The following is a 14049-nucleotide window of genomic DNA, read 5'->3' as shown; positions in this document are numbered from 1 at the left end:
GGTAGAGCATGCAAGATTGGACAAGCGTTCTAGCGGCAGTACGCGTAGGTGGATGGGTCATCTATCCGCTGACGATACTCGCTATTCTGGCCGTCGCCATTGCCCTCGACCGGGCCTATGTCTTTCTGCGTTTTGGCCGGTTGTCGGGCACGCTGCGTGGCACACACGAGATTGCGGCGGCCGGTTCAGCCCTTGATTGGGCCGGCAGATTGAAGGATGTCTCCAGTCAGAACGCGTTCAGACGGATGAGCGCGCCGTGGGCGCCTGATCCTTCTGTACCGCTGTGGCTGCGCGAGGCGAAGGCGCAATCGGTCGCCGCGCAAATCGAACGAGACATGAGCAAAGGTTTCTGGGTGCTGGAAACCATCGTGACGGCGGCGCCTCTGTTGGGTCTGTTGGGCACCATCGTCGGCATGATGCATTCGTTCCAGTTGTTCGGTGGCGATGGTCTCGTCGATCCAGGTGGCGTGACCGGCGGCGTGGCACAGTCGCTGGTGGCAACCGCGATCGGTCTCGTCGTCGCGCTGTTCGCGCTCTTTGCGTTCAACTATTTTTCCCGCCGGCTCGAACGACTCATGGATGAACTCGAGTCGTTCGCGAATGCGCGGCTCAGCGAAATCCGCCTTGCCGTTGCTGACACGTCCGTGGGAGCGCAGCCGTGAAGTTCAAGCGCTCGCGCGCGGCTAAGCGCGGTCGCATCGAAATCATTCCGATGATCGATGTGATGTTCTTTCTGCTGGCGACCTTCATGCTCGCATCGCTTGCGATGCAGCGGCTCGATGCACTCAAGGTCAATCTCCCTGCCGGCAGCGCGCAAAAGATGGCGGCACATGAACCACTTACCATTTCAGTGGACAGCAGCAACGAGGTATTTGTGAATCATCAGTCCGTCCATCTTGATCAGGTCGAGCCGACGGTAAAACGCCTGCTGCAAGCGGACGGCAACGTGGTGATCGCTGCTGACGACACAGCGGGCCACGGCGTGGTCGTTCAGGCGATGCTGGCCGCGCGCCGCGCGGGCGCTGAGCGGTTTTTGATCGCCGTGCGTCGTGAGTAGCCGGATGCGATTCGCGGACACTGTGGACGATTCTCCGCGGATGCGGATTGCGCTAGCGGTGCTGGTCGCGCTAGTCGTATGGATTGGGTTTTTGTTTCAGCTGGGGAGTTGGTTGGGTACAACGCCGTCTATGCATACGCCTGATAAGCCACTCGAGATGCGGGTGGTAGAACTCGATCCTCCGCAGGCTCCGGTTGCGCACACTACGCCTGCTCCGATCGCACCGGCAAAGTCACAACAGCCTGCCGATCCGCGCCCTCACGTGTCAGCACAAGTACGCACGACACTACCTGTCCCATCGAAGCCGGATGTGCGATCGACACAGAGCGCTACGCCCGCGCAGTCGGCGCCAACGGCTCAAGAGCCAAAGCCAGCAGCCGAACCGCCCGCTCGTGCTGCCGGTCCCTCTTCCGAAGAAAGAGCAAACGCCACGCCATCGGCCACGTCGTCCGGCGAGGCAACCGCGCACGCCATTGCTCAACCGTTGCCGGAACTCCCTGACGATTTACGTGACCAGGCGTATCAAACCGTCGCGACGGCACGCTTCGCCATTCACGTTGACGGCTCGGTCGATGTCGAACTCATCAAGCCGACCTCCAACCCGCGCCTCAATCAGATCCTGCTAGAAACGCTCCGTAAATGGCGATTCTTTCCGGCGATGCAAGCTGGGCATCCGATCGAAAGCCGACAGGACATCCGCGTGCATTTCAATGTGAGCTAGCCCAGTGAAGGTTGCGCGTTGGGTTTCTACCAACGCCTACCTCACCCCTTCGTCGCCCCAAACGTCAGCCCCGCCACAAAATGCTTCTGCATCGCAAAGAACATCGCGACCGACGGCAACGCGGCAAGAATCGACCCCGCCGAAACCAGATTCCACGCCGTGGTCCACTGCCCTTTCAACGCCGCGACACCTACGGTAATCGGCGCAGCATCGTCACCTTGCGTCAGACACAGCGCCCAGAAGTAGTCATTCCAAACGAACGTGAACACGAGAATCGCCAGCGCCGCCAGCGCGGGACGAATCAACGGCAATACGATCTTGAAGAACACGGTCCACTCATTGGCGCCTTCGATCCGAGCCGCCTCGACCAGTTCAAACGGCAACTGCTTGATGAAGTTCCGCAGAAACAGCGCACAAAATCCAGTCTGAAACGACACATGGAACAGAATCAGCGCGCTCACCGTATTGAACAGACCGAGCTGCAAGGACAGATCCCGCACCGGAATCATCAACACCTGCACCGGCACGAAATTGCCCGCAACAAACGTCGCAAACAAGGTCGAATTTCCGCGAAACCGATAGATAGCCAGCGCGAATCCCGCCATCGCCGCAAGTGCAATCGAACCCACCACTGCGGGCACTGTAATCAGCACGCTGTTCCAGAAGTAATGCAGCATCGGCGAGGTCGTCAGCGCCTCGCGATAGTTATCGAACATCGCGAAGTGCTTCGGCCAGCCCCAATAGTTACCTTCGCTCAACTCTTCCGTCGAGCGCACCGAGGTCACGAGCACCGCGATCATCGGCAGCAACCAGATCAGCAGCGCGAGCGGCAAGGTCAGTTTGTACGCGCGGCGCGTCACCGGCTTCCATTTGTCGATCGGGATCGGAAACATGATCGGCTCCTTATTGCTCGGTGCGCAGCATGCGGCGCAGGTGATAGACGATGTACACCAGCATGATGGCGAACAGCACAACTGCCACCGCCGCGGAGTAGCCGATGCGGTAGTACTTGATTGCCTGGTCGTACATGTAGTACGCGAGCACGGTCGAACTTTCGAACGGTCCGCCGCTCGTCATCACCGAAATCAGATCGAAGCTGCGCAATGCGCCGATTACCGTGACGACGATCGCCATGAACGTGGTCGGCCGCAATTGCGGCAGGATCACGTGCCACAACATCGACCAGCCGCGCGCGCCTTCCATTCGCGCCGCCTCGATCTGCTCGGCGTTCAGCGATGTCAGACCGGTTAGATAAAGAATCATGCAATACGCAGTTTGCGGCCACAGCGCGGCGAACACGATCCCGAGGGTCGCGTACCGCGGGTCGCCGAGTACCGGCACGCCGTGCCCGAGAATCACTGCAAGCAAGCCGAAGGTCGGGTCGTAGAACCACGAAAAGATCAGGCCAACCACCACGCCCGACAGCACGAACGGCGCGAAGAACAGCGATTTGACGATGCGGATGCCGGCCACGGCCTGGTTCAGATAGAGCGCGACGGCGAGCCCCATCGGCGGCGCAAGCAGGAACAGCAGCAGCCAGATGAGGTTGTTCTTCAGCGCCGTGTAGAACGTCGGCGTATGGAACAACTCGATGTAGTTTGCGAGGCCGACGAAGGATGGGTCAGTCATCCCATCCCAGTTGAAAAAACTCAGGCGCATGGTCGAAATGATCGGCCACACGACGTAGATCGCCACCATCACGCAGGCCGGCGCGAGAAACAGGAAAGCGGCTCGCCGCTGCCGACGCGCGGTCGGCGACGGACGGCGCCGGCGCGCCGCGCCAGGCGGCCCGCCGCGCAATGCACCGCCCGAGGCCGGCACGCCCGAACCGGGCAAGCCAGGACCGCCCGGTTCGGCAGGGCCGCCGACGGTGTGACGGGTGACGGAATGCGACACAATCAATCTCCTGTCGACCAGAGTTCGCGCTTTAGCGCGTTACTCTGGTCCCATGCAAAGCTGTCGACCAGCGTGGGCGCTTTAGTGCCGTACGCTGGTCCCATGCAACATAGTTGCCAATCTGATGCAACAAGTAGCGGCCCAAGCCAGAACCTACGACCGAGCCGCTACCCCTCACTTCTTATAGATCCGCTTACGCGTCTGCTCGAGTTGCGCGAGCACCTCGTCGAGCTTCGAAGGATCGGAGATGAATTGCTGCATCCCCTTCATCCCTTCATCGGCCATTTCCTTCGTCATGTCGCGATCGTAGAACTGCGCAATGCCGCCCTTCGTATTCGCGAGAATCTGGAAGCCGATCTTCGAAATCGGATCTTCAGGTTCCGGCGATTTGCTGTTCGCCGACAAGGAGCCGAGCCCGGCCGCCAGCTTCGCGCCATTTTCCGGCGTCTGGACAAACGCCAGGAACGCATGCGCATCCGCCTTGTTCTTCGCCTTCGACGGAATATGCAGCGATTCAACCGGACCGTCTTCGGCGGTCGGCACGTTCGCGTCGATGATCGGGAACTGGAAGTAGCCCATTTCCGGCTTGACGTTCGGCGGGAAGCCACCCGTGATAAAGGTGCCCATCAGCATCATCGCGGCCTTGCCCTGGAACAGGAACGGCTGCACCGCATCCAGATCGTAGGAAAGCGAATTGTCGATGAAATAGCCGGCGTCGATCAGTTGCTTCCACGTCGTGTAGACCTTCTTCACACGCGGATCGGTGTACGCGATATCGCCCGCCATCAGTTTCTGATGGAACGCGTTGCCGTTCAGGCGCAGGTCGAGATAATCGAACCAGCCGGCCAGCGTCCATGAATCACGGCCCGCCACGGCAATCGGCGTAATGCCTGCCGCTTTCAGCTTCTTGCAGTCGTCGAGAAACTGGTCCCACGTTTTCGGTTCACCGGTAATGCCGACCTTCTGGAACAGGTCCTTGCGATAGAACATGCCCCACGAGTAATACACGGTCGGAGCGGCGTACTGCTTGCCCTTATACGACGACGCTTCCTTCGTCGACGCATACATGTCGTTCCAGCCGTTCTTCGCCCAGTCGCCGCTCAGATCCTCGAACAGGCCGCGCTGCGCGTAATACGCCATCCGCTCGCCGTCATGCCAGTTCACGATATCGGGCGCGACGGTGGAGAGCCAACCGGGCAACTGAACTTTGTAGGCTTCTTCATCGACGAACGACACCTTCACGTCCGTACCCGGATGCGTTTTCTTGAAGTCGTCGATGATCGACTGCCAGACGGCGCGTTGACTTGCGCCCTTGAATGCGATGTTGACCGCGAGCGTGCCGGCCTGCGCCGTGCTGACGACGGACACGCCTGCGGCGGCCGCAGCCAGCGCAAGTGCCAGCAGAATCTTGCGAGGTTTCAGTGCCATGTTGCTGTCTCCTTTATGCCTTGATTTTGCGTCGTTGTTGTTACTGCATGGAATCCTTCGTTCGGCCCTATAAATCAGTTGCCTGATCGATACACAGCCACACCTTGCGGTTCGATGGCGCGTGAGCCGATCACGAAAGCGTCGTCGGCGACATTGGCCAGCGTGTGCGTCTGGTCGCCGTAGTTCAACACGTAGGTCAGCGCGCCGCGACGGCTAAAGCGCACGGTGTCGCCGAGCGATGTCGTTTCGACGCCCGCTTCTTCAGCGATCTGCTTCAGAAGGCGGACCGTCAGCGCATCGTCAAACAGGCTCGCGAAGTAATGAAACGCGCCGCTTTTCACATAAGCAGGATGACCGTCAGCGAAACGGGCACGCACGTCGAGCGAATCCGCTGTATCGCTGTCGATGAAATCACGCCAGTGGCGCGCCACGCCGTCCTCCGCGCTCGAGTTCCGGTTATTCACGAGCACCACAGCTTCGGTCACATTCGGCCGCATCGATTCGACACGCCACACACGCAGCGGCAACACAGAAGCGAGCGCGCCCGGCGGCAGGTTCGCCGGAATCTGCACGTCCGCCGTCTTCGAACCGGTGCGAGGACCCAGCACGACCTGCGCGCCCGAGCTCGCCAGCCGGGCGGCGAAATCCGCAGGCACAACCGGCAGCGGCGGCACGACGATCAAACGATAGCCGTCGAGGGCTGCATCGACCGGCACGATATCGACATCCAGCCCGAGCGAGCGCAGCGCCGAGTAATACTCGAATGCGAAACGCGGATAGTGAAAGTCCGCGCCCTGCGGATGAATCTCGAAGAGCCATTTCGCTTCGTAGTCGTAGACGAGCGCAACCTTCGAGCGGATCGCTGCGTTAGCGTCGGCATTCGCGGCGAGCACCGCGCGAATCTCGTCGGCAACCTGCGCAGCTTCATTGCCGCCCACATCGAGCCGGTTATCGGGTGTATTCAAGCCAGCGTGCATCTGCTCCTGCGCAAACGGCGCCTGGCGCCAGCGGAAATACGACACGCAGCCCGCGCCGTGCGCGAACGCCTCCCAGCTCCACAGCCGCACCATGCCGGGCAGCGGTGCCGGATTCCACTGCGCCCAGTTCACCGGGCCCGGCTGCTGCTCCATCACCCAGAACGGCAGCTTCGACATACCGCGGTACACGTCATGATTGAATGACGCGAAGTCGGGATGCCCGCTGCGCAACCAGCGCGCTTTCACGTCCGGTGCAAACCACTGCTCTTCGAGCGCGCCGAGCGGATAGCTGTCCCATGCGGCAATGTCGAGATCGGCCGACACCTTGTAATGATCGAACTCGGTAAAGAGCTGCATGAAGTTGTGCGCGACCGGCCGCCCCGGCGAATGCGCACGGATGATCTCGACCTGCATGCGGTTGTAGCGCGCCACTTCGTCGGAGGCGAAGCGGCGGTAATCGAGCCGGTGCGACGGATGCGCTTCGGTGACGGTCGCCACCGGCGCGTCGATCTCGTCGAAGCTACGGTATTCCATGCTCCAGAATACCGTGCCCCACGCACGGTTCAGCGCATCGATGGTTTGATAGCGCGCCTTGAGCCACTCGCGAAAGCGCCCCACTGCAGCCGGCGAATAGCTGACCACCGTGTGATGGCAACCGAATTCGTTATCGGTCTGCCAGTAGGCAACGGCCGGATGCTTGCCGTAACGCTCGGCGACTGCCGTGCAGATTCGCTGCGATGCAGTGAAATACGAAGGCGAGGAGAAATCGTAATGGCGGCGTGAGCCGAAGGCGCGCGGACGGCCATCGGCACCGATCGGCAGAATGTCCGGATGACGGTCGATCAGCCACTTGGGCGGCGTCGCGGTGGGGGTGCACATGACAACTTGCAAACCGGCCGCGCCGAGTACGTTGACCGCGCGATCGAGCCAGCCCCAGTCGTACTCGCCAGGCGTTGGCTCCATCCGGCTCCACGCAAATTCGGCGATACGCACCTGCTCGATGCCGAGTGCTTTCATCCGGCGAGCGTCGTCTTCCCACATCGACTCCGGCCAGTGTTCCGGGTAATAACAGACTCCAAGGCGCATCCGAATGTCCTCTATGCGTAGTGTTCGACGGATTCGAGCGAAGCGGCAGCAAAGCCGTCTTCGGTAAACAAGTGGCAAGCGCGGCTGGGGACGAGCAAGCTCGCGCGGTCGCCCGGCGCGAGGCGTGTGTCGCCGGGCGCCTTGGCGATCAGCGTGGCGCCGCCGGGCTGATCGAGGTGGACGTAGCTGTGCTCGCCGAGCTGTTCGACGAGGGATACGCTGCGGCTCAGAACCGCGTCCTGTGGGTTGTCAGAAGCTGTCGCGTCGATGAATTCGAGGTGTTCCGGACGCACGCCGAGCGTGACCGGTTGCGCCGCCTTGAGTCCATCGCCGCTGACGGGCACGCGCACGTTTTCGTCAGTGTGATCGAGCGTAACAACCACGCCCTGCGGATCAACCGACGCCACCCGCCCCGGCAAGAAATTCATCCGCGGCGATCCGATGAAACCGGCGACGAAGCGGCTCTTTGGCCGGTGATACAGCTCGAGCGGCGCGCCGATCTGGGCGATGCTGCCGTAGCGCTCGGTGTCCTTACCCGCATGCAGCAGCACGATCTTGTCGGCGAGCGTCATCGCTTCGATCTGGTCGTGCGTGACGTACACCACGCTGGCTTTGGCGAACTGCTTATGGAGCCGCGCGATTTCGATGCGGGTCTGGCCGCGCAGCGTCGCATCGAGATTGGAGAGCGGCTCGTCGAACAGAAACACGCCCGGTTCACGCACGATGGCCCGGCCAATCGCCACACGTTGCCGCTGGCCGCCGGACAGTGCTTTGGGCCGGCGCTCGAGCAGCGCCTCAAGTTGAAGGATGCGCGCGGCTTCCCGCACCTTGCGGTCGATTTCGTCCCTGGGGGTTTTGGCCAGTTTGAGGCCGAAGGCCATGTTCTCGAACACGGTCATATGCGGAAACAGCGCATAGCTCTGGAACACCATCGCCACGCCGCGCTGCGCGGCCGGGACGTCGTTGACGAGACGGCCGGCGATCGACAGGTCGCCGTCGGTCACGTCTTCGAGGCCGGCGATCATCCGCAGCAAGGTGGATTTACCGCATCCGGACGGACCGAGAAACACGCAGAACTCGTTCTCGCCTATTTCCAGATCGACATCGCGGATCACTAGCGCGCCGTCGCCATACGCCTTCTGCACGCCCCTCAACGAAATGCTCGCCATCGCATCGACTCCGTGATTTAATCGGCTCGACGTCGGAGATTAAGCGCTTAATCAGTAGGGCCGAAAAAAATCGATCGCAACCGATCGCTGGGGCCTTACCTGTCTCCGATATCGTTTTGTCTGTGCGGCAAATGGTGCCGCGCCTTGGGCTGTGATGCAAATGTCGGACACCCATCCCAAATATTGAATACGCATTATGACAACCCTTAGCGAAGTCGCGCGTCACGCCGGCGTCACCCCTGCCACGGTGTCGAACGTGCTGCGCAATCGCGGCCGGGTCGGCGCGAGCACCCGGCAGCGGGTGCTCGACGCCGTCGACGCGCTCGGCTACCGCCCGCATCTGGCCGCCCGCGCGCTCGCCGAGGGCCGCGCGCCGACGCTGGCGTTGATGGTGTCGAGCATTGCCAATCCGTTCTATCCGGAGTTCGCGCTCGCGGTCGAACACGCGGCGCGCAGCAGCGGCCACTTCGTGATCATCTGCAATACGAACGAAGATCCACTGACCGGGCGAGCCTATCTCGACCAGATCGCGGGGACGCTTTCCGAAGGTGTGCTCGTCACCAATGCGAACCTGGACTTTGCAGACCTTCATACGACCGAATCACGCGGCACGCCCGTTGTCCTGTGCATGTGGGAACGGCCCAATGAGCCGCCGGGGCTGCCATGTGTCGCGGTCGATTTTCGTCTGGCAGGCGAATTGGCCGGCACGCATCTGCTGACGCTCGGGCATCGGCGGATCGGCGCGATTGTCGGCAGCAAGGCTTCAGGTATTCACGCAGCGCGTTACGAAGGTTTTGTCGATGCGCTGCATTCGGCCGGCGCGCCGAAAGGAAAGGTCAAGCATGCGCCCGATACGATACAAGGCGGCTACGCCGCGGCGCGGGCGCTACTGGAAGCCGATCCGAAACTCACCGCGATCTTCGCGACCAACGATCTGCCGGCGCTCGGCGCGATGCACGCCGCCGCCGATCTTGGCCTGAACGTGCCGGGTGATCTGTCCGTGATCGGCATTACCGATATTCAACTGGCGCGCGAATCGCGGCCCGCGTTGACCACAGTCGCCGTGCCGACTGTCGAAGTCGCCGACCTGGCGGTGTCGCTGCTGCGCGAGTTGATCGAATCGTCGTATGGGCAAGCAGGTCATCAATCGGCGGCAAGCGTGCCGATGCGGATTTCCTCCGCGCCGAAACTGGTTGTGCGCGCGTCGACGGGGGTGCCGCGCCCGAGGTAACGTGGCCGTAACAACATCGGGGACGTTACGTAGCGAACCCTGGCTACGGCCGCCCCCACCTTCCGGACCGCCGTCCGCAAACGCCCGTATCAAGCGGTTCCGCGGCAAAAACACCGTTTCAATCAGTCCATCCATGCAGTTGGCACGGTCCCTGCAATAAAGCAGGAAAAGGCTGAGCGCCGGCATGACTTACATGCCGCCCGCGCTCCCCAACCGGCCAGGCCAAGGCCATAACAAGCATGGATACTCAAATGAATGCCGCTCTTCTGCTGGACGCCGATCTCGCCGAACAGACCACCGACACAGACTCGACCTTCGCGCAGCGCCATCCCTTGCAAATCGCAGTTTGTCTTCGCAAGCTGATGGCCGGACAGGACTTCGTGACGGTGGAATTCAACGGCCGCCAGATCGTGACGCAGATACTCGAGGTCGATTCGCGCAATGCGCGCTTTATCTTCGACGCCGGCAGTACGCAGCTGGACAATTACGCGCTGCCGTCTGCCCGCCAGTTGATCTTTCGCAGTTTGCCGGGCGGCATTCGCACGGAGTTCACGACGCTTAACGCAGATCCGATCATGTTCGAAGGACGCCCGGCTTTCGAGGCCGCTTTCCCTTCGCTCCTGTACTACGTTCAGCGCCGCGAATTCTTCCGCGTGCAAACGCCCGTGCTGGATCCGTACATCGCTAGCGGGCCGTATGTGGACGGCGGTTCGTTCAGGCTCGAATTGCAGGATCTTTCATTGGGCGGCGTGGCGTTGAACACTGCTGATGCACGTTTCGGCGCGCTTGAGAGTGGCACCGTATTGCGCAACGTCACGTTGCAATTCGGCAGCTTCGGCACGCTTCTCCTCGATCTGGAAATCGTCGCGCCACGGCAATTGACTACGCCGAAGGGCGATCTGCGCTTCGTGATCGGCTGCAAGTTCGTGACGACGCCGGGGCCGGCTGAACGGATCTTGCAGCGCGTTGTCACGCAACTCGAAACGAAGCGTCAAAGGCTCACGCCGCGAGGGTGAGTTCCTGCGGGTACGCTCGCCACGATTCTCACGGCGTAGATAAAGTCTGCAGTCATCGCCGCTGAGAATCGCTGCTTCTGGCCGCCGCCTCATACCTTCGCGACGACAGTCAAACCCGTCGCAACGCATCAATTAATATTTCAACCAGCTTTCAATTGAGCCAGGACTTTCCCGAAGTACCGGCGCTCGATCTTGCATCGCACCACTCCCGCAAAGCCCCGTCACGTAAGGCCTGCCGCCCTGGCGGCCGCTTTGACATGTCGACGCCCCTCCCGATCGCTTCCTTGACGAGCGTCCTCGCGCCTGCTGTACTAAATCAACTAAAGTGATTTAAGCAGCCAGTTTCGCATTGCATTGGAATCGCATCAGCTTCGAAACCAGATCGCAAGCAGGCGGCAAGCGCGCAGCGTTCGCGTGTGCAATCACCCGCAGTTCACAACGTCGTGACCAATAACCGGAGGAGCGTCCCATGAATCTGAATTCCCGCAGGCATCCTGTCGCCAGGAAAATCGTGTCGATGTGCGTCGCGGCATCGGCCGTGTGGTGTGCGAGCGCGAGCCAGGCGGCCGACCAGCCTGTCGTCGGCCTCATCACCAAGACCGACACCAACCCGTTCTTCGTGAAGATGAAACAGGGCGCTGAAGCAGCGGCATCGAAAGACGGCGCCAAACTGCTCACCGCCGCCGGCAAGTTCGACGGCGACAACGCGAGCCAGGTCACCGCCATCGAAAACATGATGACGGCCGGCGCGAAAGCGATTCTGATCACGCCGAGCGACACCAAGGCGATCGTGCCGAGCATCAAGAAAGCGCGCGCCGCCGGTGTGATGGTGGTCGCGCTCGACACGCCGACCGATCCGCAAGACGCCACGGACGCCCTCTTCGCCACCGACAACTTCAAGGCCGGCGTGCTGATCGGCAAGTACGCGAAAGCCGCCATGAACGGCAAGCCCGCGAAGATCGCCACGCTCGATCTTGCGCCAGGCGTCTCGGTCGGCGTGCTGCGTCATAACGGCTTCCTGGAAGGCTTCGGCGTGAAGGAAGGCGATCCGTCGATCGTCTGCAGCCAGGACACGCGCGGTGATCAGTCGAAGGGCCAGACGGCGATGGAAAATTGCCTGCAGAAATCGCCGGATATCAACGTGGTCTACACGATCAACGAACCGGCTGCAGCGGGTGCGTATCGCGCGCTCAAGGCAGCGGGCAAGGACAAGAGCGTGATGATCGTTTCCATCGACGGCGGCTGCGAAGGTGTCCGCAATGTGAAGGCCGGTGCGATTGCCGCGACCTCGCAGCAGTATCCGCTGAAGATGGCCTCGCTCGGCGTGACGGCGGGTGTCGAGTATGCGAAGACCGGCAAGAAAGTCTCCGGCTATCAGGACACGGGCGTGACGCTGATCACCGACAAGCCGATGTCCGGCGTCGACAGCAAGGATACAAAGTACGGCCTCGACAACTGCTGGGGCAACAAGTAACGCGCACTGAATGGCGGCCCACTTCGCGGGCCGCTCACGGATTGCCAGCCACTGAACCGACGGCCGCGGGGTACACCGCGGATCGGCGGCCCACCAGATGGCCGGTCTCCGTATTTGCCACGTGGCCTGCCCGCCACGTTCATGCATCGAGGACACCTATCATGTCGACACCTTCCGCGCCTGCCGGCCACCCGCGCACCTTCACCGACCGTTTGCCATCGCTCGCTGAAATCGGACCGCTGATCGCCCTGCTGCTGGCCTGCGGCTTCTTCATTTCGCAGAGCAACCGCTTCCTGTCGTTCCAGAACCTCTCGCTGATCCTGCAGCAGACGATGGTGGTCGCCGTCATCGCCATCGGCCAGACGCTGATCGTGCTGACAGGCGGGATCGATCTGTCGTGCGGGATGGTGATGGCGTTCGGCTCGATCATCATGACCAAATTCGCGGTCACGCTCGGCGTGCCGCCCGTTCTCGCGATTCTGTGCGGCATCGCCGCGAGCGCGTTGTTCGGCGCGCTCAACGGCGTGCTGATCACGCGGATCAAACTGCCCGCCTTCATCGTCACGCTCGGTACGCTGAACATCGCATTCGCGCTCACGCAGATCTATTCGAACGCGGAGAGCGTCTCGAACCTGCCGGACGCGATCATGTTCCTCGGCAACACGTTCAAACTCGGGCCCGCTGACGTCACCTACGGCACGGTGCTGACGTTGCTGATGTATGGGGCGACGTGGTTCGTCTTGCGCGACACCGTGCCCGGCCGGCATCTGTACGCGCTCGGCAATAACCCCGAAGCCGCGCGCCTGATGGGCCTCTCGTCGCAGAAGATCCTGCTTACCGTGTATACGCTGGCCGGTGCGATCTATGGCATCGCCGCGCTGTTGTCTGTCTCGCGCACCGGTGTCGGCGATCCACAGGCGGGGCAAACCGAGAACCTCGACAGTATTACGGCGGTGGTGCTGGGTGGCACGAGTCTATTCGGCGGACGTGGCTCGATTAGCGGAACGCTGCTCGGCGCGCTGATCGTCGGCGTGTTTCGTAATGGCCTGACGCTAATCGGTGTCTCTTCGGTCTACCAGGTGTTGATCACCGGCATGCTGGTGATTCTCGCGGTTGCCGCGGACAAACTTTCCCATCGTCGCGGTTGAACGCCCAAAGGAACCTGTCATGTCGACACCTACTTCCGCTTCTGCCGTGATGCCCGTTCTGCAGGCGCGCGGACTCATCAAACGCTACGGCAACGTCACCGCGCTCGACGGCTGCGATTTCGAAGTGCTGCCCGGCGAGATCCTCGCCGTGATCGGCGACAACGGCGCGGGCAAATCGTCGTTGATCAAGGCGCTGTCCGGCGCCACCATCCCCGATGAAGGCGAAATCCTGCTCGACGGCAAGCCGGTCAAATTCCGCAGCCCGCTGGACGCGCGCGCTCAAGGCATCGAAACCGTGTACCAGGAACTCGCGGTGGCGCCCGCCATGAGCATCGCCGAAAACCTGTTTCTCGCCCGTGAGCTCGTCAAACCGGGCTGGCGCGGTTCGATCTTCAAGATGATCGACAAGCGCCGCATGCTCGACGAAGCCACCGCGCACATGAAGGATCTGCAGATCGGCATCCGCTCGATGCGCCAGGCGGTCGAAACCTTGTCCGGCGGACAGCGTCAGGGCGTGGCTGTCGCGCGCAGCGCGGCGTTCGCGCGGCACGTGGTGATTCTCGACGAGCCCACCGCCGCACTCGGCGTCAAGGAAGGCAACATGGTGCTCGAATTGATTCGCCGCGTGCGTGATCGCGGCCTGCCGGTGATCCTGATCAGCCACAACATGCCGCACGTGTTCGAAGTCGCGGATCGTATTCATATCCAGCGGCTCGGCAGGCGTGCCGCGGTGGTCAACACCAAAGACATCCACATGTCGGAGGCCGTGGCGATCATGACGGGCGCGAAGCAGGCGGACGTCAAGGCGATTGCATGATGCACGCATCCCGCTGAGGGGCACACGAC

General features: G+C 61.7%; 13 protein-coding genes. 8 read left to right on the top strand and 5 right to left on the bottom strand.

Annotated features, from left to right (window positions below):
• Nucleotides 1-8: 8 nt before the first annotated feature.
• The 3 genes from KHO30_RS07795 to KHO30_RS39185 all read left to right on the top strand — a co-directional run bounded on the left by KHO30_RS07795 (nucleotide 9) and on the right by KHO30_RS39185 (nucleotide 1778).
• Entirely contained in the window at nucleotides 9-662 is a 654-nt protein-coding gene (locus tag KHO30_RS07795; protein ID WP_200618297.1) for a MotA/TolQ/ExbB proton channel family protein, read from the top strand.
• Nucleotides 659-1057: an ExbD/TolR family protein gene (locus KHO30_RS07790; RefSeq protein ID WP_093645370.1), complete on the top strand. Its 399-nt coding sequence runs from the start codon at nucleotides 659-661 to the stop codon at nucleotides 1055-1057. Before KHO30_RS07795 ends, KHO30_RS07790 begins: the two co-directional genes overlap by 4 nt.
• Nucleotides 1058-1367: 310 nt before the next feature.
• Nucleotides 1368-1778 (top strand): energy transducer TonB, encoded by a 411-nt coding sequence (locus tag KHO30_RS39185; protein ID WP_244863966.1) that lies wholly within the window; start codon nucleotides 1368-1370, stop codon nucleotides 1776-1778.
• Between the two features lie 41 nt (nucleotides 1779-1819).
• Here the strand turns inward: KHO30_RS39185 and KHO30_RS07780 are convergent, their stop codons facing one another.
• From KHO30_RS07780 to KHO30_RS07760, 5 genes are all read right to left on the bottom strand, one after another.
• The gene (locus KHO30_RS07780; RefSeq protein WP_054039020.1) at nucleotides 1820-2671 is read right to left on the bottom strand and encodes a carbohydrate ABC transporter permease; all 852 of its coding nucleotides are present in this window, start codon (nucleotides 2669-2671) and stop codon (nucleotides 1820-1822) included.
• Nucleotides 2672-2681: 10 nt separating this feature from the next.
• Nucleotides 2682-3674, bottom strand: coding sequence for a carbohydrate ABC transporter permease (locus KHO30_RS07775; RefSeq protein ID WP_208620745.1), 993 nt, complete (start codon nucleotides 3672-3674; stop codon nucleotides 2682-2684).
• Nucleotides 3675-3848: 174 nt separating this feature from the next.
• Complete coding sequence (locus KHO30_RS07770; protein ID WP_093645364.1) at nucleotides 3849-5102, bottom strand: ABC transporter substrate-binding protein; 1254 nt, start codon at nucleotides 5100-5102, stop codon at nucleotides 3849-3851.
• Between the two features lie 74 nt (nucleotides 5103-5176).
• A complete protein-coding gene (locus tag KHO30_RS07765; protein ID WP_211700487.1) occupies nucleotides 5177-7165 on the bottom strand; it encodes a beta-galactosidase in 1989 nt (662 codons plus the stop codon).
• An 11-nt stretch (nucleotides 7166-7176) separates the two neighbouring features.
• On the bottom strand, nucleotides 7177-8334 hold the full coding sequence (locus tag KHO30_RS07760) for an ABC transporter ATP-binding protein (protein ID WP_211700486.1): 1158 nt from the start codon (nucleotides 8332-8334) through the stop codon (nucleotides 7177-7179).
• A gap of 196 nt (nucleotides 8335-8530) precedes the next feature.
• Between KHO30_RS07760 and KHO30_RS07755 the strand changes: the two genes are divergently transcribed.
• From KHO30_RS07755 to KHO30_RS07735, 5 genes are all read left to right on the top strand, one after another.
• Nucleotides 8531-9565 carry a LacI family DNA-binding transcriptional regulator gene (locus KHO30_RS07755; protein ID WP_211700485.1) on the top strand — a complete coding sequence of 345 codons (1035 nt, stop codon included), beginning with the start codon at nucleotides 8531-8533 and terminating at the stop codon, nucleotides 9563-9565.
• A 251-nt stretch (nucleotides 9566-9816) separates the two neighbouring features.
• Nucleotides 9817-10581 carry a flagellar brake protein gene (locus KHO30_RS07750; protein WP_211700484.1) on the top strand — a complete coding sequence of 255 codons (765 nt, stop codon included), beginning with the start codon at nucleotides 9817-9819 and terminating at the stop codon, nucleotides 10579-10581.
• A gap of 469 nt (nucleotides 10582-11050) precedes the next feature.
• Nucleotides 11051-12055 carry a sugar ABC transporter substrate-binding protein gene (locus tag KHO30_RS07745; protein WP_054039031.1) on the top strand — a complete coding sequence of 335 codons (1005 nt, stop codon included), beginning with the start codon at nucleotides 11051-11053 and terminating at the stop codon, nucleotides 12053-12055.
• Between the two features lie 161 nt (nucleotides 12056-12216).
• Entirely contained in the window at nucleotides 12217-13203 is a 987-nt protein-coding gene (locus tag KHO30_RS07740) for an ABC transporter permease (protein ID WP_093645352.1), read from the top strand.
• A 19-nt stretch (nucleotides 13204-13222) separates the two neighbouring features.
• Nucleotides 13223-14020: an ATP-binding cassette domain-containing protein gene (locus KHO30_RS07735; protein WP_093645350.1), complete on the top strand. Its 798-nt coding sequence runs from the start codon at nucleotides 13223-13225 to the stop codon at nucleotides 14018-14020.
• Nucleotides 14021-14049 lie beyond the last annotated feature (29 nt).

This window comes from Paraburkholderia aspalathi (genome assembly GCF_905220735.1).
Lineage (GTDB): Bacteria > Pseudomonadota > Gammaproteobacteria > Burkholderiales > Burkholderiaceae > Paraburkholderia > Paraburkholderia aspalathi.
This window is presented reverse-complemented; position numbering and strand designations above follow the sequence as displayed.